This is a genomic window from uncultured Bacillus sp. (assembly GCF_958411575.1).
GTDB classification, from domain to species: domain Bacteria; phylum Bacillota; class Bacilli; order Bacillales; family Bacillaceae; genus Bacillus; species Bacillus spizizenii.
Genome location: NZ_CATYRA010000019.1, coordinates 1 through 23,684, shown reverse-complemented (window position 1 = coordinate 23,684; position 23,684 = coordinate 1). Strand labels below are relative to the sequence as shown.

Below are 23,684 nucleotides of genomic sequence, written 5' to 3'. Positions count from 1 at the left end.
GACTTTTACTTCATGATTCTTATACAAGCTTCTGCCCGCAATTTGGGCAAAAATTGGCTTCACCGGTTTTTGTTCCGCAGTTCGGACAGAAATTCGGTTTACTTCCGCTGCCAGATGACTGTGAGTCCGATGACTGTGCCTGCTGGTTCTGATTCATTTGATTCATCATCTGATTGGCCATATTCATTCCCATCATCATTCCAGCCATATCAGAAGCCGCTCCGCCTCCGCTCATCTTTCCGGATGCCATTCCATCCGTCATCGATATTTGCTGGTATCTGTTGACATCCCCAACCATACCATAGGAAGCATTCTTCGTAATCATATCCTGAACCTCTTGAGGATAATTAAAGCTCATGATTTGAAAACCAGTGATCGTCATTCCGTCGCCGATTAATTGCATATCTAAGTCTTCTTGAATTCCCTTCGCAATGTCAAAAGCATTGGCTTGGAGATTAAACATATCTTTCCCTTCTCTTGTAATCCACTTCATGAGAAGCTGATCCAAAATAGAAGTGATCCGGGTTTTAATATCCTCTACGAAATATTGATTCTTCACGCCAGCAATTTTATCAATCAGGCTGATATAGTCCTGCACCTTGAAATGAAATGTGCCGTTTGCGCGAATTGGCATTCCGCCAGGCATTCCTGCTGCCGGAATATTGATCGCCTGCTTTGTTCCCCATCTTACGGTAAATTCCTTCGTATTGACAAACAACACCTCGGCACGCATGCCGCTGTTAAACCCAAACTTAAAACCCTTTAACGTTGAAAGGAATGGAATAATTTCTGATTCAATATCATAATCGCCATCATCTTGAAAAACCCCTTCAACTCGCCCATTGTTCAAGAAGACAGCATCCTGTCCGGGACGAATGATTAAACGGCTCCCTTTTTTGATTTCACGATTGTTCCATTTATAAAAAATCATATCATCTCTAAACTCTTCCCACTCTACTACATTTGCTAATTGGTTTCTGAAAAACGACATCATAATTCTTCCTTTCTCTATTTTCTTCACTAGAAACTGCCCCGGCTTCCGCTGTATGACGTGCCGCCTTTCGTAACACCGCCATCGCCGCCGCTGTCTTTATCATTTGATGGTTTTCTTTCTCTAGTTACAGTCGTTCTGATATAAGTGTCGTATTGATCAATTACATCAGACGTACGATGATCCATATATGTATTCCCATTAACCGTTACTTTGCCACCCGCATTATAAAGCATGATTGAAACCGCGATGCCACCGACTGCGATGGCAGCAATCAGCTGAAACCACCATTTAAAGAATATGTTGTCGGGGTTTATTCCCGGTTTTATGCCCATATCTTTATAAGAAAGCTGAATATATGTCTTAAAAGCTTTGAAATAATTTTCATTTGATAAATCAGATGAAATCGTATTTCTAATGCTGTTTAGCCTGCTGTTGTCCAAATACTGTTCAGCTTTTTTGAAGCCCGCGATGAAAACTTCTCTATTTGCCATATCAATCGTTAAAATAGCTGTGCTGCCTTTTCCGTAACGATCGTAAAAATCGCCGGTATAATCGGCAATATCTTCACCGTTTGTGCTTTTTGTTGTGATAATGATGAAATCAGTGTCCCTCTTTGCACCCAGCTCTGCCGAGAGAGATTCAAGTTTTCCGATTTCTGCTTTTGATAATAGATGGGCTTGATCATATACATGCTGCTGTGATTCGGAAGCTCTCGCCGCTTCGATCCCCAATACCGGCATCACCATGAAGACAGCCAGCACAACTAGAATCGCTTTTCCTAAAAATCCGCGCATCAAAATCCGCCTCCCATCATCAATGAGACGAGCTTCAATGCAAGAAATGTCCCGCCTGCTATTCCGCTGAACCATGCCGCCACTTTTCCTGAACTGATCGGCGGCTTTCCGACAACCTTTCCTGTTTGCCCGTTCATCGCAAAGATGTGCTCTGCTCTTTCATAATCGTAACTGACCATCCAAACGGGAAGCAAAACATAAAAGCTGTTCACATTTTTCGTGTGAATGTGTTTGTCCCTCACATTGACCGATGTATATCCGGAAAAAGTAGAATGTATGTATGAATCTATATAACTGCTGATTTTCTCTTTTGCCCTCGGAAAAAGCTCCTCATCGGTATAATTGTATTTTTCCGCAATATAACCAGCCAAATATGCCGTTTGAAAGTCCTTCAGCTGATCGTATGAATAAGGCTCCAATTTGTCCATTAGTTCATCATTCATTTTTTCAGAGGCATCGACAGGGATTTTCAAATAATCGAGATTGATATCACGAAACGCTTCAAAATGTTCTGTTTCTGTGCAAATATAATCCCCTTCTTCATACTGATTGACTCTGGTACAGTTCGCTCTCACCTGTACTTCACTATTTAAATCAAACATCCAAAACGGGATATACATTCCGGTGATGCTTTTAATGCGATCGGCCGACATGAATCCTCTTGGTGTCAGAAGGCCCTTTTTGCACCACTTTCGAAATGCCTGCTCCGCTTCTTGTTTACTGATTGTAAATGGAATGACCTTCGCCGGTGCCAAATGCCCTGATAAACGATCGGCAAGTATTGCAGCACCTCCGCAGAAGCTGCAAGTCGTCGCTGTCGTTTCAACTTCCGTGATCAAAACGGCACCGCAGTTTTCACATTGATATTCTTTTGCCTCATCTTCAGAAAACCGCGCTGCAATGTTTTCTTTCGGAAGGCTTTCAATATTGTCCTGTCTTCCGCAGCTGCCGCAGGATAACGAACCGGAGTCACTGTCAAATGCCATATCACTGCCGCAGTTCGGACACTTATAAGATATTATCATTACCGTTCCCTCTCAAATCTTATGATAAAGTGGTGCCGCAGCCGAGGGCCGCGGCCTCCTATGTATTATTTATCCAGCATCATCTTCGCTTTTAACGCAGCAAGTTCATCATCAACCTGACTTGAACCGGCAGTATCATATTTTGCAGTCAGATCAGCAATATCATCCTGTGGAGCGCTGTTCAGTTCTGCCATTGCATTGGCCTGATCAAGCGCCTTATTTACTTTGTCCTCCATTCGGCCGAATGCAGACATTGATTGGCTTGTATTCGAAACAGAAGCGCCAAGCTTGTTCATTCTTTCTTGCGTTTTCGCTACTGCCCACTTCGCCTTGATCATATTTTTGCGTGCTTCCAGCTCTCCAATGTCAGATACCAGTTTGTCATGCATCTTTCTCATCTGTGCGGCATTGGTTGCAGCAATTTGATTCGCCGTCTGCAGCTCAGAAAGCTTTGATTCCAAAGATGTTTTTCTTTCAAGGAATTTTCTCGCATCGCCCTCATTCCCCGCTTGCAGTGCTTTCATTGCATAGCTTTCCATCTTTTCCATGTCTGCCTGGCACTCGTGTAGTTCTCTTTTTGCCCTCTGCTCCTCAGCCATAACAGCTGCTGTTTCTGCCTTAACCTTAGCCAAATCGCTATTCATGTTTCTTAAATACTGATCTACCATTTTCTCTGGATTTTCAGCCTTGTCCAATAAAGCATTGATATTCGCGGACATAATATCTTTGAATCTTCCAATTATACTCATCATATGTTCCTCCTAGAAGCTATTTCGGTATACCCCTTATTACATATACTATTTATTATCGTTAAAAGTTTCATTTTTTTAATAAAAAATGACATTTAAACAGAAAAATACATAACTTTTTACCCAAATCAAAAAAATAAATAAAAAAGAGGATGCCTCCCAAAAGTCCAAAAACTTTCAAGAAACATCCTCGATGTTTTATAGAGAAACTTCAATTTCTTTCATGCTGGGCAGTGCATCAATCGCTCCAATTTTAGTGCACACAAGGGCTCCCACCTTATTAGCAAACGCCACAATTTCACGTAGCTTCGCAAAGTCAGCTTCTACTGATTGAATGTGATCCGTGTTTGCCAATTGATATAAAGCCGCACCGACAAAAGCATCTCCCGCTCCTGTTGAGTCGATTGATGTTACCGGAATGCTTGGAATGATTTCATGATCTTTTCCATTGGAAAGAAGCGTTCCGCTTTTCCCAAGTGTCACAGCGACAATGTTGGCCCCGATCTCATGAAGGATCGCAACGCCCTTTTCATGATTCTTCACACCGCTGATAATCTCAAGCTCCTCGTCACTGACTTTCACAAAATCGCTTACAGCAATCGCTTTTTTTGCGATACTAACAAACTCTGAAACCCTTCCCTTCCATAAATCTTCACGATAGTTAGGGTCGAATGAAACAAACTGTCCATTGTCTTTCGCAATCGACATAAGCCGTAAATAGGCTGAGCAAAACGGATCTGATAACAGTGCCGTTGCAGATCCGAAATGAAGGATTTTCGCTTCGTTTAGTTTTTCCTGTTCAATGTCCTCCAGCGTAAACAAAGCGTCCGCGCCTCTATTAAAAACAAAGTCGCGCTCTCCATTTTGCTTTAATGAAACAAAAGCAAGCGTTGTAGGCGCTTTCTCATCCATGACCAGCATAGAGGTATCAACGTGTACAGCGTCTAATGTTTGCTTTAGAAAATACCCAAACGGATCCTTGCCTACTTTTCCGCTGAAAGCAGCTTGTCCGCCCAGCTTGGCAATGGCTGCTGACACATTCGCCGGTGCACCGCCGGCACTTTTTAAGAAATGGCGCCCTTCCATTAAATCAACATCAACATCGGTACAAAAGAAATCAATTAACAATTCTCCAATACAAACAACAGAATAACTACGCATATTATCACACTCATTTATAAAGTCTAGATTACAGTCTCAGTATATTACTTTCTGCCATAAATACAACATTGAATATTAAAAATTTTACATATATTTATCTGGCAGACCTTTGCTCCAGCTCAGAGATGATGTGCTTATATCTTTTTTCCGTTAAAGGATAGAAGGCGATGAGAATAATAGATAGCAAAATGAAAAATCCCGGAATCAAAGCATTCATGTTTTTAATCGCATTCAATGACGTAACTGTCTGGTCTGCATTCGCTACATATCCTGCGATTCCTAAATAGATGGCCGAAAATGACCCGGCTAACGCCACACCCAGCTTATTGATAAAGCTCATGCTCGAAATCACTACTCCGTCGGCACGAACCCCTGTCTTCCATTCCGCATAATCGACACAATCGGCAACCATCCCCCAAGCAAGTGTGTTTAAAGGCGTTGTGAAAAATCCTGAAACGAAAAGCCAAATGAAAATGAGTGTAATGGAAGAATACGGCGTAAAATGCAGGCCGGCATAAGAAATAAGCGATAGAGCTGCCGTGATCATCATCACTTGTTTTCTGCCCCACTTCTCAGAAAAGAAAGGAATAAACAAATTGCTGATCAGCGCTGCTCCAAAAAATAAAACAGTTCCCAAAAACACGAATTCCTTATGATTTACGTTATACGTAAAATAGTACACCATCGTACTAAGCTTAATATTAAACCCGATCGCAAAAGCCAAAAATGATGAAACTAACATTAGCAAAGGTTTGTTTCGGAATAAAACGGATAACGTCTTTTTGATCCCTTGTTTTTTTCTCTTTTTAGGCTGAATCCGCTCCCGTACAGTAAAGAAACTAAATAGATTCAAAACGATGCTGACCGCCGCATAGATGAGCGCTGTCATCTGAAATCCAAATGCCTGATCCTCTCCTCCGATAGCAGTTGCAAGCGGTGTCGCACAGGAAATGGATAAAAGAATTCCGATATACACCAAAATCATCCGGGTTGTTGTCAGAACCGTTCGTTCCTCAACAGAATTCGTCATACGCCCCGTTAAGCTGTTCACCGGGATCGTTTGCATACTAAAGGACATCCCCAATAGAATATAGGTGATGTACGCATATACCATATTCCCCGTCTCACCGAAATGAGGCGTCGTGAAACATAGGAACGTAAAAAGCGCAAAAGGAAATGCCACCCACAACAGATATGGCCTTGCCTTTCCCCACCTTGTATTCGTTTTGTCTAAAATCAATCCCATGATCGGGTCAAAAATAGCATCCAGCACCCGCACAACAAGAAACAAAGTTGCAATCACCGCAGGCTGAATGCCGCCGACGTCTGTATAATAGAATAATAGGTATGCGTTTACAAACTGAAAGATAATATTATACGACATATCGCCGAATCCATAGCCGATTCGTTCAAACCAGGACAGGCTGGTGCTGGATTTTGACTGATGCTTCGCCTTCAATGTCGTGACTTTTTCTGTTTCAATCATCATTTCCCACCCCAAGAATCCGTTTTCATTTCCAGTGAACAAAAGGGAGAATACAAAGACCCTCCCTGTTCACTCAGCGATTTGGATACACCATCACTTTTAAACATTCATTCTTAAATTGAAGCGCCCGCTCCATCGCCTCTTGCGTCTGCTCCAGCGAATATTGGTCCGTTACAAGATGCTTCGTGTCCACAATGCCGGAAGCGAGAAATTCGATTCCCTTTGGATACGTATTGGCATAACGGAAGATCCCGTAAATATCAATCTCATTGTCCGCAATAAACGGCACATTGAGCGGGATCTCGTTCTGAGAAGGCAAACCGACAATCGCCAGTTTTCCGCCCCTGCGCACAGAAGCCAATGCGGATTGCAATGCCGCTGGATTCCCCGCTGTTTCCCAAGCAACATCAACGCCTCTATCATTCGTGATCGTTTTAATCTCTTCAAGCGCATCCTGTTCACGAATATTGATGACATGAGTCGCTCCCATTTTTTTCGCAGCTTCTAACCGCAGCGGCTCTAAGTCGGTCACGATAATTGTGCTTGCCCCAAATGCTTTAGCTGCCGCAACAGCCATTAACCCAACAGGGCCCATCCCCATAATCGCAATCGTTGATCCGGGCTGAAGATTCGTTCTCGCCGCTGCATGAATGCCGACAGAAAACGGTTCAATCACAGCCGCATCTTCATAGGAAAGTGAGTCTGGGATCAAAAAAACAAAGTCCTGACGCATTTTGATATATTGAACAAACGCACCGTCTACCGGCGGTGTAGCCAAAAACTGTACATCCGGACAAAGGTTATAGCGCCCTTCCTTGCACGCCTCACAGCGCCCACACGTGACACCCGGCTCAACAGCGACGCGGTCTCCCACCTTGAATTGATCGACAGACGATCCGATAGCAGCAATTTCTCCCGCACATTCATGGCCCAAGATAAATGGTTTTTCCACAACATAGTTGCCAATTCTGCCATTTGTATAGTAATGCAGATCCGATCCGCAAATTCCGACAGCCATCACCTTAATCAACACTTCATCATGGTTGATGTCAGGCACAGGCAATGTTTCGATTTTGATTTCTCTTGTGTTGTGCATAACAGCCGCTTTCATGTTTTGAGGTACTGTGTGAGTCATTTGACAAATTCCTTTCTTTAGAAAACAAAAATGTAAGTGCATACATTTTTGTTTTCTCTATTACTGTCCTCATTTTATCTGCTTTTCAGCACGTTCAACAGACTTTCCTGCTGTATAAAAGGACAGCGGCACTGTACTTTTATTTTTTCATATACAAAAAACGCTGAATTGATAAAATAGTACTAATAGGAGGTGCAGGCTTATGGCTGAACTTGAAAACCGAAAACAATTTGCACAACTGCTGGCACCTGGCGTCAAATCGCTCAAACTTCATCCTGATTATAAAGTCAGAAGGAAAAAGAATGAAAAAACAGGACAGTCTTACATAGATAAAATCGCACTCCAGCTGGGGGTCTCCTCTAACACGATCAAAAGCTGGATCGGACAAATGGGGATAAACTATATTCCAGGACGAATTGACGACGGAAAACTGTTCGGAATCATCTGGATCATTCTCGAAAAGACCGACTTGGATATCGAGTGGCTGACCGGCCTATTGGAAACCACCACCATCCCCGTCATCAAACCCGCATTGCCTGTATGGGCAGCGTCTTGTCTCAAAAAAGCGAAAACGCTGCGAAAAGACGGATCATTCGGAGCTCCGAGTGATAACGATATTGAAAAAGCAGTAAAGCGGCTGTTTCATGATATCCCCGTCCAAGAAACGAATGCGCTTACAGAACAGCCTATCACGCATAACCTACCGTCTCGCTGGTCCGGAAGCTTTATTGGACGCAGCTTTGATATGGAAGCGATACGGCAATGGATGCTTTCTCCGTCACCAGTCTGTTTAATCACCGGCTGGGCCGGTATGGGTAAAACCACAATCGCTCTTGAAGCTGCCTATTCCTGTGTCGACGATACTTCAGATTGGCCGGCATTCAACAGCATCATCTGGGTGAGCGCTGATTGGAAAGGATTGAGCTTTAGCGATTTTTTAAATACCATTGCCTATCAGCTCGGACGCGCTGAACAAATCGATAAATCAATCAATGAAAAACGGTTTGTCGTCCGTAATGCGTTAGCCAATTACACTAGAGAAAAACCGGTCCTGCTGATCGTTGACAGCATTGATACCGCAGAACGTGACATTCACGAATTTATCACCAGCCTTCCGCAAGGCGTAAAAGTTCTCCTTACAGCGCGGGAAAACGTAAAGCAAACCTATCGAGAAAGCTTCGGAGAAATGTCGGCCATCCAGCTGAGCGGCCTTGACCAAACAGATGCCCTTGAATTTTTTCAGCAAGAAGTGCATCGCTGCTTACAAACATGCAACATCCAGAATAAACGAGAAAAGCTGGAGCAGCTGTTACAGCTATCGTCTGAACTGAAGAACGAATTCATTTCTGCAACTGCAGGAAATCCGAAAGCCATGGCACTGAGCATCGCCTATATGTCAGACGATGACATTCCGGCTCAGCAGCTGATCCATGAGCTTGGAAAAGCTGGCTACACACTGCTGGAATTGTTTGAGTTCCTCTTTGGCCGCACCTGGGACAGATGCAATGAAGATACGCGAAAGCTATGGCAGGCGCTTTGCTTTTTCAGCAAGCCGCCAGATGAAAAAAGCCTGGCGGCAGCAGCCGGATTAGACGCCCGCCATTTTCATTTCGCAATTGAACAAATGCGATCTTTTGCTCTGATTCAGCCGGAACGAAGCGAAGGAAGGACACAATACTTAGCGCACCAAACCGTTGTCGCTTACGGAGAACAGCACTTGTCCGAACATCACAAATATGAAAAAGAAGCCCGAAATCGCTGGGCGCACTTTTATATTGATTACGCCGAAACCCATTTAAAGCGGGAACAGCCCAACTCCATCTATTGGAGCTACCTGCTGGGACGGAACTTAGATCAAATGAAAAAAGAATGGCCAAACATCTTAAAGGTCATCCAATGGGCAAGCGAAACCGGACAAAATGAAATCCTAATTGAACTCATCACCCGCATCAGCCATTTTCTCAGCAGAATCAACCTGCCCTTACGAATCGAATACGGACGTAAAGCCGCCGACGCCGCCCATCAATTAGGCCAACACACACGAGAAGCATTCTTCCGAATCGACACAGCAGGCTGGGCCCTGATGGAAGTCAATGATTTAGACGGGGCCTTACAGCAAATTGAAGCTGGATTGAGGATTCTGGAACAATCAGATACTCACGATGCCCATGATCTAAAAGTTTGGGGACACGCACTCAAAGCAAGGCTGTTTTTAAAAGACAGGCAACAGGAAAAAGCAGAGACCATTTTAAACGAAATCGAAGATCAACCGATTTCCCCTACCATTCAACACAGAGTTCTATTGGTTCGCGGAGACTTAAGCTTTGCGAGAGGCCATGATGAAGAAGCCATTCAACTATACGAAGCGGCAAATGAAATCAGCTTCACGTACGGCGGCGAAAAAACGATAGAAGCCTATTTTAATCTGGGTGTCGCTTACGTGAAGTGTGGTCAATTTGAGAAAGCGGAAGAAGCCTTTGAGCAAATGCTCTATGACAAACATAACGCCAATCAAGTTGAACTGATCTACTATCACTACGGGATGGCGCAGCTGTTGCATCGTAAAGGAGAGAAAACGAAAGCGATGGAAGCTAATCAGAAAGCGATTCGTTTGATTAATTCGTGGGAGCCTGCGATCGGGATTTGGGGTGAGGTGGAAGAACTGGCAATGGTGATTAAAGAAAACGACTAGTACGCATAGTAGTTCTGTCAGCAATCTCACTCAATAAATAGGAAAGGCCAACTGAAGTTGCAGTTGGCCTTTCGTTTCTTATTAAGGTCTACAAATGTACTGAACCAGGTTTTCCCGTATGTATCCTTTCTCTTATAAAGGAAATCGTATCATTTGCCAGCTTTTTGCGACAAAGAACAATGCCGGAATGACCGCAATTATAGACATATCTTTTCGGTTTCTCCCAACTTTCCCATAAATAATCTGCATCTTTTAAGTCAATATACTGATCATGTTTAGCAGAAATCAGCAGAATGTTATCTTTATTAACTTTCGGCAAGGCTTGACTAGGATCTGTGATATTCCAATATTTTGTTAAATCTTCATAGGTCACACCATTTTGTTCTAATTCTTCTCTTATGAATTTACCTGGGATCGTGTTCCATATTGAATAAGAAAGGCGATTGGCATAAAAGATTGATACCATTACATCAATTTGAGAATCTAGGGTAGCAATTAGATTTGTAACCCATCCCCCTAAGCTCACTCCCACTATGATAACAGGGCCTTTTTTATTTGCTTTTATCCAGTAAATTAACGCCCGTAAATCTACAACGGCCTGTCTTGTCGACTCAATTGTACGATCAATATTTGCACTAATCATCAATTCTCCACTATACAGTGAATTTTCCGGTTCTCTTTCAAAATGGTATGGAAGAGAATAATAATACATGTTCCAGCCTAAATCGTTCATTATACGATTATGAAATATTTTTTTGATCCTATTGTACGAATCCATGCGCCAGCCGTGTACAAAGATGACATTGGGTTGATCTATCTCATTTTCATTTAAAAAAACCTCCCCTTTTAAAGTATCATTAACTAGATTCCCAGTTTGAATTAAGGATTCATAACTAAATGTTCCAACCCTATAATTTTTTTTAGATTCATTCAAATCAATTGAAACATCAGCTGTATTTGCACTGTAAAATTCCTCTCTATCATCTATATCAGCTGTAAAAACAGCAGAAAAATGTTTATCTTTGCTTCTTTTTCTGTGTAAATCATATAAAGCCAAGCGATCTATCATTTTCGAGAAATGCACTATTAAGTCCTCCTTGATAATATCAGAGTTGATAATTGGGTTGTCTGTCTCCATAGAGTCGGGACGGATTTTTCTAAGATATTTTTGGAAGAATCTAACTCCATCGACAGTGAATTTTTGGGGCTCATTTGGGGATCAGATGTCATTATTCTGTCGCTCTTTATTTAACATAAAAGACGATTTCCTTATTGCAAGGAAAACATCGTCTTTTAGTAGCTAAAACAAGAAGAACAAATAGACATTTAACAGGATTTCTCTTTGATAGGGCTTTCCTAGGGGAAACCGCCTAAGAGTGTTGGTGACACTATTTAGATAACTGAGTCTTTTTTTGTCGTATGAGAGTATACCCATATGGTCTCCTGTCTGCAGTAGAGAGAGGTAACAAAGGTTTGGACGAATAATTTTCAAACCCTTTTTATAATCATAACAGAAACACAGTTTATTGAAGTTACAGTAAGCCGCTTGTCAAAGAAGACGTAAGCAGGAACCTGAGCCGGTAGAATTTTGTATTTGGTGAATTGAATAGTTCATATCGGGATTACCTACCATTTATCAAAACTATTAAAAATCGATATAGAACAGTGCTGAAAAAATCAAACTACAAAAGACAGAAAAAAAGAAGCTTCTCACAAGTTCGGTGAACTCATGAGAAGCTTCTAAATTTATAAATGGCATCAAAAGGGCATCAAAAATGACGTCCGTTGCCGACAAACCCTTGTAAATCAAGGGTTTTTTGTCGGTTTTACATCATGCCGCCCATGCCGCCCATGTCAGGCATTCCTGCGCCGCCAGCGTTTTCTTCTGGCTTGTCAGCGACAACGGCTTCAGTTGTTAAGAACATTGCAGCTACAGACGCAGCGTTTTGAAGAGCTGAGCGTGTAACTTTTGTTGGGTCAACGATACCTTTTTCGATCATGTTTACCCATTCGCCAGTTGCAGCGTTGAAGCCTACGCCGATTTCTTCGTTTTTGAGGCGTTCAACGATGACAGATCCTTCAAGACCAGCGTTGTGTGCGATTTGACGGATTGGCTCTTCAAGCGCGCGAAGCACGATGTTGATACCTGTTTGAGCATCGCCTTCAGCTTCAACTGCAGCGACTTTGTTATATACGTTGACAAGTGCTGTACCACCACCGGATACGATGCCTTCTTCTACAGCTGCGCGAGTTGAGTTCAGGGCGTCTTCGATGCGAAGTTTACGCTCTTTCAGCTCAGTTTCAGTCGCAGCGCCGACTTTGATGACAGCTACGCCGCCAGCAAGTTTCGCAAGACGCTCTTGTAATTTTTCTCTGTCGAATTCAGAAGTTGTTTCTTCCACTTGAGCGCGGATTTGAGTCACGCGGGCAGAAATTTTGTCTGTTTCGCCAGCGCCTTCAACGATTGTTGTGTTTTCTTTTGTAACGACAACTTTAGAAGCGCGACCCAATTGTGTGATTTGAGTAGATTTCAGGTCAAGGCCAAGATCTTCTGTGATGACTTCTCCGCCAGTAAGGACAGCGATGTCTTCAAGCATTGCTTTACGGCGGTCACCGAAGCCAGGAGCTTTAACAGCAACTGCGTTGAATGTACCGCGAAGTTTGTTCACAACAAGTGTTGCAAGTGCTTCGCCTTCAACATCCTCAGCGATTAGAAGCAATGGTTTGCCTTGCTGAACAACCTGCTCAAGTACAGGAAGGATTTCTTGAATGTTTGTGATTTTTTTGTCTGTGATTAAGATGTAAGGATTGTCAAGAACCGCTTCCATCTTATCAGAGTCAGTTACCATGTAAGGAGACGCATATCCGCGGTCGAATTGCATACCTTCAACAACTTCAAGCTCAGTTGTGAAGCCTTTAGACTCTTCGATTGTGATAACGCCGTCGTTGCCTACGCGCTCCATTGCTTCAGCGATAAGGCTTCCGACTTCCTCATCAGCAGCAGAGATCGCAGCAACCTGAGCGATAGACTCCTTGCCTTCGATTGGCTTAGAAATTTCTTTTAAGTTTTCGATCGCAACCGCTACAGCTTTTTCCATACCTTTACGAACGCCTACAGGATTAGCGCCTGCTGTTACGTTTTTAAGGCCTTCACGGATCATTGCTTGCGCAAGAACTGTCGCAGTTGTTGTACCGTCACCGGCAACGTCGTTTGTTTTGCTGGCTACTTCAGCAACAAGCTTAGCACCCATGTTTTCAAACGCGTCTTCAAGTTCGATTTCTTTAGCGATTGTTACACCGTCATTTGTGATTAACGGAGAACCGAATTTTTTCTCTAGAACCACGTTGCGTCCTTTTGGTCCTAAAGTTACTTTTACAGCATCAGCAAGTGCATCGACACCGCGAAGCATTGCGCGGCGAGCTTCTTCACTAAACTTAATTTCTTTTGCCATGTTTACAAGACCTCCTCAAATGTTTTAAGTATTGTTTATTTAAGAATTAGCCGATAACAGCTAAAATGTCGCTTTCACGTAAGATTAAGTATTCAGTACCTTCGTATTTCACTTCAGTACCTGCGTATTTTGAGAAGATAATGCGGTCGCCCTCTTTTACTTCTAAAGCAACGCGCTCTCCGCTTTCTAACACGCGACCTGAACCAGCTGCCACGATTTTGCCTTCTTGTGGTTTTTCTTTTGCAGAATCCGGCAACACAATTCCGCTGGCAGTTTTTTCTTCAGATTCTACGAGTTCAATGACAACGCGATCACCTAATGGCTTTAACAATGTAATAACCTCCTCAATAGTATGAATATGTAATTTTAGCACTCGACACTAAAGAGTGCTAACACAATTCTTATAATAAAGAATCTCCCTTCCAATTTCAAGTGATAAGATAAAAAATTTTTCACGCTTACATGATTCTTTTCAGCTCCCTTATCCGTTAGCTTTTTCACCCTTGTTCCGATTATGTTACAATAGCTGTAGATGAACGAAACCCATTAACAAAGGAGTACATACCATTTGAGAAAACAGTATTGGTTTATTATTTTGACATATATCATCATGCAGTTTTCCGCATTAATCGGGATTCCCTTGTTATTTAAATTCGGTTATGCCGGAGGACAGCCTACAGCTGAGAATATGCTGCACGCACAAGGATTATGGTCCGTCATCAGCTTCATCGCCTGTCTCGTTGTCGTTCTGCTCATTCTGAGAACTGTGCCGAAAGAAACGCTGCGAAACGGACAGAAGGACTCAATCGGACTTTCTATCCTTTGGGCGATAGCCGGTTTTTTCATTGCCCTTTTCTCTCAAGGAATAGCAGGCTCTATTGAATATTATATATTCGGCATCGGAAGAGAATCAGAAAATACGCAAGCTATTCTGGATGTCATTCAGGCAGTTCCGCTTATGATTATGGTTTCTTCCGTCGTCGGTCCTATATTAGAAGAAATCATCTTCAGAAAAATCATTTTTGGCACACTGTACGAAAAAACGAATTTCTTCTTTGCCGGACTGATCAGCTCGGTTATTTTCGGTATTGTTCACGCTGATTTGAAGCATCTACTTCTATATACAGCAATGGGCTTTACCTTTGCCTTCTTGTATGCGAGAACAAAACGGATATGGGTGCCGATTTTCGCCCATGTCATGATGAATACATTTGTCGTCATCATGCAGTTTGAGCCTGTTCAGAAGTACCTCGAACAGCAGAGCACACAAATGCAATTGATTATTGGAGGATTATTTTTATGAGAAACCCGGTAGTTTGGGGAATGATCTATTTTGCCGTAGGATGCATCTTTACTTATCTTGCCGCAAGCTCGCCAGGCAGCATGTGGTCATTTTACTCCATCCTGCTGATGGTGTTCGCCGCTTACAACATCAGCATCTCTTTTAAGATGTTCGCCTTTTCATTTAAAATCAAAAAGAACCAGAAATAAAGAAAATCCATTTCTCTCATGAGAAATGGATTTTTTATTATTGCCCGGAAGACACGTCCTGAACGTCAGCACTGCTTTTCTGCGCTTTCCGATAGGCTGCCTTTGATATAAGAATACTGATTTCATATAAAATCAACAGCGGAACAGTGACCATCATATGAGACAAAAGCTCAGGCGGTGTAATCAGGGCAGCGATCACAAGCAGCGTAAAATACGCATACTTTCTGATTTTCGCTAAGAACATCGGTGTCACAATTCCAAGCCTGGTCAAAAACATGAGGATGACCGGCATTTGAAACAACAGTCCAAACGGAATCGTCAGCTGCAAAAGAAAATGAAAATACTCATTAATTCCGATCACCTGATTGACATTCAAATCCTGAGAGATCCGCTTCATAAAATCAACAACAAAAGGAAATAAAATATAATATGAAAAAGATAAGCCCGCTAAAAACAGCAAAATAGAGATCGGAATGTAGCTGAGCGTTACTTTGCGCTCTTTCTCATAGAGGCCTGGGCTCACAAAAGCCCATAGCTGATACAGAATAATCGGCGAGGTCAGGACAATCCCGATGATAAACGCGAATTGCATAAACACAAAAAGCGGGTCTGTCAGATTAAACGCATTAAGCGTAAGCTCCTTCGCTTCATCCGTTTTTTGCAAATAAACAATCATGGGCTTTGCTAAAAAAAATCCTGCGATAAAGAAAACGACAAATGCCAGCGCCACAACCAGCAATCGTTTTCGAAGCTCAGCAATATGCTCCAGCAGCGACATTTGATTCACTTTCATTCGTGTCATCCTAACTTACTGATCTTCTTTCTTTTTTTCCTCGTCATCACTCGTTAATCCTTTAGTAGCATTTTTGAATTCACGAAGTGTGTCTCCTGCAGCTTTCCCCAGTTCAGGCAGCTTTTTGGGACCGAAGATGATCAGAGCAACGATTGCAATAACAGCAAGGCTTCCAGGACCGATCGGCATATTTGGGCTCCTCCTTTCCCTCTATTCGATTTCCTCTAAAACTGAATAATGTTTCAAGAAATAAACCAGTGACTGAAGCTCTACAGCTAAATCTATATGATGAATTCGAATGTGTTCCGGCACATTCAAACGGGCCGGCGTAAAATTAAGAATTCCCTTGATTCCTAACGCGACCAATCTGTCTGTAATCGATTGAGCGGCAACTGCTGGCACTGTAAGAATGGCAACTGATTCATTTTTTACGTGTTGTTCTAGGTCGTCAAGGTTATAGACAGGCACGCCGCCTACCTCAGTTCCTATTTTACTCTCATTTATATCAAAAGCCATTGAAATTTTTGTGTTATTATTTTTTGTGAAATTGTAGTGAAGAAATGCAGTTCCCAAGTTCCCGACACCAATCAAGATAACGTCTGTCATCTCATCCTGATCAAGCGTTTTTCGGAAAAATGACAGCAAATAATCCACATTATATCCATATCCTTTTTTGCCAAGAGCTCCAAAATAGGAAAAATCCCTGCGAATCGTGGCAGAATCAACCTTTACGGCATCACTGAGTTCAGCGGATGATACACGCTGTTTTCCTGACGCATGCAGATTCTTTAAAAAGCGATAGTAAAGCGGCAGCCGTTTTGCCGTCGCCTGCGGAATTTTTGATTGATCCTTATTCATTTTTGGTCCTCCAAATTATACTCGGATAGTTCTCTTTTAAAGTCACCGTTTTTCCCGCCTGTTTTCTCCAGCAAGAAAGTAGGACCGATGACCATTCCCTTATCAAGGGCCTTACACATATCGTAAACGGTAAGAGCACACACCGATGCAGAAGTGAGCGCTTCCATTTCCACACCTGTACTCCCTTTCGTTTTGACCTGTGCTTTTATATGAAGTATAACTTCTGATTCTTTTATTTTCCAGTCAAACGATATATCTACCCCGCTCAGTGAAAGCGGATGGCACATCGGAATGATATTGGACGTTTGCTTTGCGGCCATTATGCCTGCCACCTGTGCAACAGCCAGTACATCTCCTTTGCCGATATCGTGACTTTGTATTTTCTCGTACACTTCATTCTTCATGTGTACGCTAGACACAGCCGCCGCAGTACGGACAGTCGAAGATTTTTCGCTGATGTCCACCATCTGGGCTCTGCCCTGTTCATTAAAATGAGAAAATCTATTCATATTAAAACTCTCCTTAAACAGATCATACACTATTTTCTTCTCTATGTCTTTTTCAGCCAATGTATTGTTTGCTGACTTCTGGTTCATAAGCTACACTTAACTTATTATAGCAGAGGTGAAATAATATGATGATCTTACAAGTTAATCAGCTATCAAAATCATTTGGTGCTGATACTATTTTAAACAATATAAAGCTGGAAGTCAGAAATCGTGATCGCATCGCCATTGTCGGAAGAAATGGCGCGGGAAAATCCACGCTGCTTAAAATTATCGCAGGCCAGCTTTCGTATGAAAAGGGCGAAATCATTAAACCGAAAGATATTACAATGGGATATCTTGCCCAGCATACGGGCTTGGATTCTAAGCTTACCATAAAAGAAGAGCTGCTGACTGTTTTTGACCACTTAAAAGCAATGGAAAAGGAAATGCGGGCTATCGAAGAAAAAATGGCGGCAGCTGATCCTGATGAACTGGAAAGCATCATGAAAACGTATGACCGGCTTCAGCAGGAATTCAAAGATAAAGGCGGCTATCAATATGAAGCGGATGTCAGATCTGTGCTTCATGGACTCGGCTTCAGCCATTTTGACGATTCAACACAGGTACAAAGCCTCAGCGGGGGGCAGAAAACAAGGCTGGCCCTCGGTAAGCTTCTGTTAACACAGCCTGATTTGCTCATTCTCGATGAGCCGACAAACCATCTCGATATTGATACGCTAACCTGGCTTGAACATTATTTGCAAGGCTATTCAGGCGCCATTCTCATCGTTTCGCATGACCGCTACTTTTTGGACAAAGTAGTAAACCAAGTATACGAGGTATCAAGGGCTGAAAGCAAAAAATATCACGGCAACTACAGCGCTTATCTCGACCAAAAAGCCGCACAGTATGAAAAAGAGCTTAAAGTGTATGAAAAGCAGCAGGATGAAATCGCAAAGCTTCAGGATTTTGTAGACCGAAATCTAGCGAGAGCTTCTACCACAAAAAGAGCACAAAGCCGCCGAAAACAGCTGGAACGAATGGAAGTCATGTCAAAACCGCTCGGCGATGAAAAATCCGCAAATTTTCATTTTGATATTACAAAACAGAGCGGAAATGAAGTCCTGCGCGTTCAGGATCTCACAATCAGTTATGAAAACCAGCCGCCGCTTTTAACAGAAGTGTCGTTCATGCTCACAAGAGGGGAAAGTGCCGCGCTTGTCGGCCCTAACGGAATCGGTAAATCGACATTGCTAAAAACATTAATGGACACCCTAAAGCCAGATCAAGGATCGATCTCATACGGCTCGAATGTCAGTGTCGGCTACTATGATCAGGAGCAGGCTGAACTGACTTCCTCTAAACGTGTCCTTGATGAGCTGTGGGATGAGTACCCCGGTCTTCCGGAGAAAGAAATCCGAACTTGTCTCGGAAATTTCTTATTCTCCGGAGATGATGTACTGAAACCTGTCCATTCACTGAGCGGGGGTGAGAAAGCAAGATTGGCCCTTGCTAAGCTGATGCTTCAAAAAGCTAATTTTCTTATCCTTGATGAACCAACAAACCATCTGGACTTAGACAGCAAAGAAGTTCTCGAAAATGCGCTGATCGATTATCCAGGTACACTGTTATTTGTCTCACATGACAGATATTTTATTAACAGAATCGCCACAAGAGTATTGGAGCTTTCTTCAAACCATATAGAAGAGTATCTGGGAGATTACGATTATTATACGGAGAAAAAAACAGAGCAGCTTGAATTGGAGAAAATGAATCAGCAAGAGGAATCCGAAAAAACGCCTGCTTCGGTTAAGCCTGACTCAAAACGTTCATATGAAGAAGAAAAAGAATGGAAAAAGAAAGAACGCCAACGACTCCGTCGGATTGAAGAAATTGAAGCCACTGTTCAAACCATTGAAGAAAACATTAGTCATAACGATGAATTGCTATGTGATCCGGAAATCTATCAAGACCATGAAAAGGTACAAGCCATCCATGCAGACAATGAGAAACTCAATCAGGAGCTGGAATCTCTTTTGTCCGAATGGGAAGAACTATCCACAGAAGAAGCTTAAAAAAAGTCAAGCACCTCTTTTTAGAGGTGTTTTTTTATCCACAGAACATACCCTTATACGCAAATAAAGTAAGCGCTTTATACACATTATCCACAAAATATTCTGAATTTATCCACTTTATTAACATTGACTTCAGCCCTTTATCCATCTATATCTCTATAATTACTCACAGGTATGTGGATAAATTGTGAATTGTCTGTTAATAACAGACAAAAAGTCTCACGCTATTATCTCGTGAGACTTTGATAAGAAGTCAATTCAAGGCCGGGCTGGCCATTCATATCATATGCACCGCGAATTCCCTTTTCAAAAGCAATTGTACCAGCAGCAGCAATCATCGCAGCATTATCTGTGCATAAGGCTAATGGAGGAATGACAAGCGAAATCCCTTCATGCTGGGCAAATTCCTTTTCTAATGCAGCCCTGAGGCCTCTGTTTGCAGCTACTCCTCCGGCTAAAAGGACCTGTTTGACACCATATTCCTTTGCCGCACGCGCCGTTTTGGTCACTAAGACATCAATTACGCTATTTTGGAAACTGGCAGACAAATCTTCCGGCGCAATCTCTTGGCCTTTTTGAGACGCATTATGAAGTGTATTGATCACTGCAGACTTCAACCCGCTGAAGCTGAAGTTGTAAGAGCCTTCTTCAAGCCATGCGCGAGGAAGCGGAATATTGTCATTTCCTTTTTCAGCAAGCTTATCAATTTGTGGTCCACCCGGATATGGCAGTCCCATTGTTCGCGCCACTTTGTCGTAAGCTTCACCTGCTGCATCATCGAGAGTTTCCCCAATGACTTCAAATGATCCGTGTTCTTTCATATAAACCAATTCCGTATGGCCTCCTGAAACGACCAATGCCAGTGCCGGGAACACGATTTCTTCTACAAGACGGTTCGCGTAAATATGACCGGCTATATGATGAACGCCAACTAACGGAATGTTATGCGCAAAGCTCAATGCTTTAGCAGCGTTCACTCCGATAAGAAGCGCTCCCACCAGTCCTGGACCTTCCGTTACTGCAATCGCATCAATGTCACTATACGTCATGCCAGCTTTACGAAAAGCCTCTTCTATGACCAAAGTGATTTGCTCAACATGATGTCTTGAAGCAATTTCCGGAACAACGCCTCCAAAGCGCTTATGGCTTTCAATTTGAGAGGCTACTACGTTTGATATGATTTCTTTCCCGTTTTTTACGATAGCTGCCGCTGTCTCATCACAGCTTGTTTCAATTCCTAATACGTAAAGCTCTTTTTGCTCACTCATTTATCGTCACCCACATAATTAACGCATCTTCCCCGTTATCAGTATAATAGTTCTTTCTTATTCCGCCGGGCTGCATCCCGAACTTCTTATATAAGCCTTGAGCAGGATGATTAGAAACCCTCACTTCAAGCGAAAGCCGCCTTGCGTCTTTTTCTTTGCACAGTTCCACCGCTGAGCGAAAAAGTGCTTCTCCTAAAGACTGGCCGCGATACTCCGGTTTTATTGCTATGTTTGTAATTTGGGCATCGTCCATCACAATCCAAATCCCGCAATACCCAGCAACATGGCCGTCCTTTTCAATCACGAGATAATGAGCATACGGATTTTCCAGCAGCTCATGGTAAAACGAATCCTTCGTCCAAGGAGACGTAAAGGAGGATGTTTCAATTTCGTATACGTGATCAATATCATCAAGCCGCATGTTTCTGACAGCTGCTTTTGTTTTCATCCTATCACCCTACTTTTGACTTTCAATCCATTTCGCTTCAGCTTCTGCCAGCCGCAAGTAATCCGGGACAAGCCCGTGAACATCAGCTGCTTCCTTTTCCGCCCCTAGAAAAGCCAATTCTGAAGGACGCGGGTTATGTTGAGCAGCAGCTCCAACGATCCCTTTTGTCCCAAGCACATCCTCTATCATCTGCTGGTGAATAGAAGTATCATGACCTAAAAACAAAACAGAGCGATCCTTTTCTTTTAGCATCTCCAGCCATTCGGCCAGCATCACATTTTGATCAGGCTCCACTTGCTCCAAAAGCCCGTTTTTGTATTCATACAGACCTGTATACACCTGTCCCCGTCTTGCATCAAAGATAGGACTGATCAGACCGTCAAAATGCCGGCCATTTGCCGCAAGCGCCTCAAGGCTTGATACAGGAGAAATCGGAATGTGTAAAGACCAGGCAAGCGTTTTGGCAAGCGTCACACCTATTCTTACCCCTGTGTATGAACCAGGGCCTTTTGCAACAACAATTTTAGAAAGATCCTGCGGTGTCATATCACATTCGTTCAGCAATGAATGAACAGCAGGCATCGCTCTTACAGAATGATTCTTTTTTAAATATGTAATGTATTCTGCTATGACGGTGTCTTCTCGAAGCAGCGCAATGCCCAACGTATAATTTGATGTATCAATTGCTAATATTGTCATGTCTACTTATCTCCTCACAAAGCATTTCATACCGATTCCCCACAGCTGTAAAGGTGACCTCTCTTTCATCATCACCGGCTCTTTTAATGACAATTTGCAGTCGCTCCTGCGGCAGCTGCTCTTCAATTAAATGTGCCCATTCAACGAGACAGACACCTTGTCCGTGAAAATATTCATCAAGTCCCAAATCTTCACTTTCGTCTTCCATTCTGTATACATCCATATGATAAAGAGGAAGTGAGCCATCGTTATATTCTTTTATAATTGTAAAAGTCGGACTGTTTACAACACGTGTAATGCCAAGTCCTTCCGCAAAGCCTTTCGTAAAAGTCGTTTTTCCGGCTCCTAAATCGCCCTCTAATGTCAGGACGTCTCCCGGTTTAGCAAACGATGCCGTAAGTTTTGCTATCGCTTTTGTTTCTTCAGGATTTACAGTTCTCCACTTTAATTGCTTCACACGAGTCACCCGTCTTATTTAAAATGATTATATCCTTTTTTCTCTAAGGCCATTGTTGTTTTTTCGGTTTTTAGGAACACATTGAATTCTGTTTTTTCCCTGACATGGCCAATCTTTGTAATAGGCAGTTGACGTATTTCGCACTCCTGCTTCAACACTTCCCATTCTTCCTTTGAAACCGTCCCTGTCAGCTCAAAATCCTCCCCGCCAAACAAAGCCCATTCTTTCCAGTTAGAATGAAGCTTAGGCAAATCAGAATGGACTGGGAGCATACTTTCATCAATTTCAATTGAAACACAGCTGGCTTCTGCAATCTCATTCAGTTCACTAGCTAATCCGTCACTGATATCATTTAAAGCTGCCCGCTTAATACTCGAGCATAATCTGCCCATGCTTACTCTTGGCTGAGGCCGTTTATGCCTGTTGATAAAGTAATCCGTTTCAACAGATGAGTTTTGAGGATTGGTCTTTTCCAGCAATAAAGAAAGTCCTGCTGCAGATGAACCAATTTCCCCGGTTACAAACACAATATCATTCGGTCTTGCCAAGCTGCGCAAACAAGCTCGTCCCTTTTCTACTTCACCGATCACAGTGACCGTTACGACTAATTTGTCAGTGGTAGAGACTGTATCGCCGCCAATCAGATCCATATGATATAGTTTCGCCAGTTCATTCATTCCTTCATACATTGCCTTGATTTCAGATTCCGTCCATTTTGAAGGTACCGCAAGTGATACCAAATAAAATTTAGGAATGCCTCCCATCGCGGCAATATCACTTATATTAACGGCTAACGCCTTATACCCGATATCTTCAGGTGAGGAATAGTGTAATTTAAAGTGCACATCTTCTACCATAGTATCAACACAAACAATTTCCTGAACGCCGTGTTTTGCAGTATAGAGTGCTGCATCATCACCTATTCCTACATCAACGGAAGAATGGTGAATGGTCCGCGGAGTAATGCTGTGTATCAAATCAAATTCATCCATGAACCAAAACCTCCTTTCAACCTGCTTATGCCTACATATGCTCTTCCTAGTTTATCGAATTTTGCTGGAATATCCAAGATATTGCCGATATAAAGAAAGCTTGGTTATCACACCAAGCAGAAGATACAGTAAAAGAAAACACAAAAAAAAACGAAAACATGATCGTTTCGTTTACAATAATGGCGGTCCGGACGGGACTCGAACCCGCGACCTCCTGCGTGACAGGCAGGCATTCTAACCAACTGAACTACCGGACCATATTTATAAAGTGAATTATTTTAGTTGCACCCTTCGGGCACTCCTTATTTCATTCATATAATTTGGTTGCGGGGGCAGGATTTGAACCTGCGACCTTCGGGTTATGAGCCCGACGAGCTACCGAACTGCTCCACCCCGCGATGATAATAATTTAAGATAAAAGCTTGGCGGCGTCCTACTCTCACAGGGGGAAACCCCCGACTACCATCGGCGCTGAAGAGCTTAACTTCCGTGTTCGGCATGGGAACGGGTGTGACCTCTTCGCTATCGCCACCAAACAAATTGAGAGTGTTCTCTCAAAACTAGATAACAGGTGTGACATCATTCAAAATGTGGGTTAAGTCCTCGATCGATTAGTATCTGTCAGCT

Annotated in this window: 22 protein-coding genes, 2 tRNA genes, 1 rRNA gene and 1 pseudogene; 4 read left to right on the top strand and 22 right to left on the bottom strand. The window is 42.7% G+C overall.

Going from position 1 to position 23,684, the window contains the following annotated elements:
* Positions 1 to 19: 19 nt before the first annotated feature.
* From Q5C82_RS20045 to gutB, 7 genes are all read right to left on the bottom strand, one after another.
* Positions 20 to 991: an SPFH domain-containing protein gene (locus tag Q5C82_RS20045; RefSeq protein WP_003225659.1), complete on the bottom strand. Its 972-nt coding sequence runs from the start codon at positions 989 to 991 to the stop codon at positions 20 to 22.
* Between the two features lie 29 nt (positions 992 to 1,020).
* Complete coding sequence (locus tag Q5C82_RS20040; RefSeq protein ID WP_003225660.1) at positions 1,021 to 1,788, bottom strand: YgcG family protein; 768 nt, start codon at positions 1,786 to 1,788, stop codon at positions 1,021 to 1,023.
* Positions 1,788 to 2,813 (bottom strand): TFIIB-type zinc ribbon-containing protein, encoded by a 1,026-nt coding sequence (locus Q5C82_RS20035; protein WP_003225662.1) that lies wholly within the window; start codon positions 2,811 to 2,813, stop codon positions 1,788 to 1,790. Before Q5C82_RS20035 ends, Q5C82_RS20040 begins: the two co-directional genes overlap by 1 nt.
* Before the next feature lie 65 nt (positions 2,814 to 2,878).
* Positions 2,879 to 3,562: a PspA/IM30 family protein gene (locus Q5C82_RS20030; RefSeq protein WP_003225664.1), complete on the bottom strand. Its 684-nt coding sequence runs from the start codon at positions 3,560 to 3,562 to the stop codon at positions 2,879 to 2,881.
* A 198-nt stretch (positions 3,563 to 3,760) separates the two neighbouring features.
* The gene (locus tag Q5C82_RS20025) at positions 3,761 to 4,723 is read right to left on the bottom strand and encodes a carbohydrate kinase (protein ID WP_013307928.1); all 963 of its coding nucleotides are present in this window, start codon (positions 4,721 to 4,723) and stop codon (positions 3,761 to 3,763) included.
* A 94-nt stretch (positions 4,724 to 4,817) separates the two neighbouring features.
* The gene (locus tag Q5C82_RS20020) at positions 4,818 to 6,209 is read right to left on the bottom strand and encodes an MFS transporter (RefSeq protein WP_032733960.1); all 1,392 of its coding nucleotides are present in this window, start codon (positions 6,207 to 6,209) and stop codon (positions 4,818 to 4,820) included.
* Positions 6,210 to 6,282: 73 nt separating this feature from the next.
* Positions 6,283 to 7,344, bottom strand: coding sequence for a sorbitol dehydrogenase (gene gutB, locus Q5C82_RS20015; protein ID WP_003225669.1), 1,062 nt, complete (start codon positions 7,342 to 7,344; stop codon positions 6,283 to 6,285).
* 202 nt (positions 7,345 to 7,546) lie between these two features.
* Between gutB and Q5C82_RS20010 the strand changes: the two genes are divergently transcribed.
* Positions 7,547 to 10,036 (top strand): NB-ARC domain-containing protein, encoded by a 2,490-nt coding sequence (locus Q5C82_RS20010; RefSeq protein ID WP_003225671.1) that lies wholly within the window; start codon positions 7,547 to 7,549, stop codon positions 10,034 to 10,036.
* Between the two features lie 922 nt (positions 10,037 to 10,958).
* Here the strand turns inward: Q5C82_RS20010 and Q5C82_RS20000 are convergent.
* The 3 genes and pseudogenes from Q5C82_RS20000 to groES all read right to left on the bottom strand — a co-directional run.
* Positions 10,959 to 11,266 (bottom strand): annotated as a pseudogene (locus Q5C82_RS20000) (hypothetical protein); the annotation flags it as partial.
* Between the two features lie 596 nt (positions 11,267 to 11,862).
* Positions 11,863 to 13,488 (bottom strand): chaperonin GroEL, encoded by a 1,626-nt coding sequence (gene groL / locus Q5C82_RS19995; RefSeq protein ID WP_003225675.1) that lies wholly within the window; start codon positions 13,486 to 13,488, stop codon positions 11,863 to 11,865.
* Positions 13,489 to 13,534: 46 nt separating this feature from the next.
* Positions 13,535 to 13,819 (bottom strand): co-chaperone GroES, encoded by a 285-nt coding sequence (gene groES / locus Q5C82_RS19990; protein WP_003155970.1) that lies wholly within the window; start codon positions 13,817 to 13,819, stop codon positions 13,535 to 13,537.
* Positions 13,820 to 14,056: 237 nt separating this feature from the next.
* Here groES and Q5C82_RS19985 point away from each other — a divergent pair, with 237 nt between their 5' ends.
* Entirely contained in the window at positions 14,057 to 14,791 is a 735-nt protein-coding gene (locus Q5C82_RS19985) for a CPBP family intramembrane glutamic endopeptidase (protein WP_003225677.1), read from the top strand.
* A complete protein-coding gene (locus Q5C82_RS19980; RefSeq protein ID WP_003225680.1) occupies positions 14,788 to 14,979 on the top strand; it encodes a YdiK family protein in 192 nt (63 codons plus the stop codon). The genes Q5C82_RS19985 and Q5C82_RS19980 overlap by 4 nt, the downstream gene beginning before the upstream one ends.
* Before the next feature lie 37 nt (positions 14,980 to 15,016).
* Here the strand turns inward: Q5C82_RS19980 and tatC are convergent, their stop codons facing one another.
* The 4 genes from tatC to moaC are packed head-to-tail and all read right to left on the bottom strand — an operon-like array spanning position 15,017 to position 17,139.
* Positions 15,017 to 15,781, bottom strand: a complete 765-nt coding sequence (tatC, locus tag Q5C82_RS19975; RefSeq protein ID WP_079996295.1) for a twin-arginine translocase subunit TatC — start codon at positions 15,779 to 15,781, stop codon at positions 15,017 to 15,019.
* Positions 15,782 to 15,787: 6 nt separating this feature from the next.
* Positions 15,788 to 15,961, bottom strand: a complete 174-nt coding sequence (tatAY, locus tag Q5C82_RS19970) for a sec-independent protein translocase protein TatAY (protein ID WP_003225684.1) — start codon at positions 15,959 to 15,961, stop codon at positions 15,788 to 15,790.
* Between the two features lie 21 nt (positions 15,962 to 15,982).
* Positions 15,983 to 16,630 carry a redox-sensing transcriptional repressor Rex gene (locus tag Q5C82_RS19965; RefSeq protein ID WP_003225686.1) on the bottom strand — a complete coding sequence of 216 codons (648 nt, stop codon included), beginning with the start codon at positions 16,628 to 16,630 and terminating at the stop codon, positions 15,983 to 15,985.
* Entirely contained in the window at positions 16,627 to 17,139 is a 513-nt protein-coding gene (moaC, locus tag Q5C82_RS19960; protein ID WP_003225689.1) for a cyclic pyranopterin monophosphate synthase MoaC, read from the bottom strand. Before moaC ends, Q5C82_RS19965 begins: the two co-directional genes overlap by 4 nt.
* A 125-nt stretch (positions 17,140 to 17,264) precedes the next feature.
* Here moaC and abc-f point away from each other — a divergent pair, with 125 nt between their 5' ends.
* Entirely contained in the window at positions 17,265 to 19,193 is a 1,929-nt protein-coding gene (gene abc-f, locus Q5C82_RS19955; protein WP_032727238.1) for a ribosomal protection-like ABC-F family protein, read from the top strand.
* Positions 19,194 to 19,420: 227 nt separating this feature from the next.
* Here abc-f and tsaD read toward each other — a convergent pair whose 3' ends face one another.
* The 8 genes from tsaD to rrf all read right to left on the bottom strand — a co-directional run bounded on the left by tsaD (position 19,421) and on the right by rrf (position 23,593).
* A complete protein-coding gene (gene tsaD, locus Q5C82_RS19950) occupies positions 19,421 to 20,461 on the bottom strand; it encodes a tRNA (adenosine(37)-N6)-threonylcarbamoyltransferase complex transferase subunit TsaD (protein ID WP_003225693.1) in 1,041 nt (346 codons plus the stop codon).
* On the bottom strand, positions 20,454 to 20,909 hold the full coding sequence (gene rimI, locus Q5C82_RS19945) for a ribosomal protein S18-alanine N-acetyltransferase (protein WP_003225694.1): 456 nt from the start codon (positions 20,907 to 20,909) through the stop codon (positions 20,454 to 20,456). Before rimI ends, tsaD begins: the two co-directional genes overlap by 8 nt.
* Positions 20,910 to 20,918: 9 nt before the next feature.
* Positions 20,919 to 21,608, bottom strand: coding sequence for a tRNA (adenosine(37)-N6)-threonylcarbamoyltransferase complex dimerization subunit type 1 TsaB (gene tsaB / locus Q5C82_RS19940; RefSeq protein WP_003225697.1), 690 nt, complete (start codon positions 21,606 to 21,608; stop codon positions 20,919 to 20,921).
* On the bottom strand, positions 21,589 to 22,065 hold the full coding sequence (gene tsaE / locus Q5C82_RS19935; protein ID WP_003225701.1) for a tRNA (adenosine(37)-N6)-threonylcarbamoyltransferase complex ATPase subunit type 1 TsaE: 477 nt from the start codon (positions 22,063 to 22,065) through the stop codon (positions 21,589 to 21,591). Before tsaE ends, tsaB begins: the two co-directional genes overlap by 20 nt.
* 14 nt (positions 22,066 to 22,079) lie before the next feature.
* A complete protein-coding gene (thiL, locus tag Q5C82_RS19930; RefSeq protein ID WP_003225704.1) occupies positions 22,080 to 23,057 on the bottom strand; it encodes a thiamine-phosphate kinase in 978 nt (325 codons plus the stop codon).
* Between the two features lie 180 nt (positions 23,058 to 23,237).
* Positions 23,238 to 23,314, bottom strand: a tRNA-Asp gene (locus tag Q5C82_RS19925).
* A gap of 64 nt (positions 23,315 to 23,378) precedes the next feature.
* Positions 23,379 to 23,455 (bottom strand) — tRNA-Met (locus Q5C82_RS19920).
* A 22-nt stretch (positions 23,456 to 23,477) separates the two neighbouring features.
* Positions 23,478 to 23,593 (bottom strand): 5S ribosomal RNA (rrf, locus tag Q5C82_RS19915).
* Positions 23,594 to 23,684: the final 91 nt, after the last annotated feature.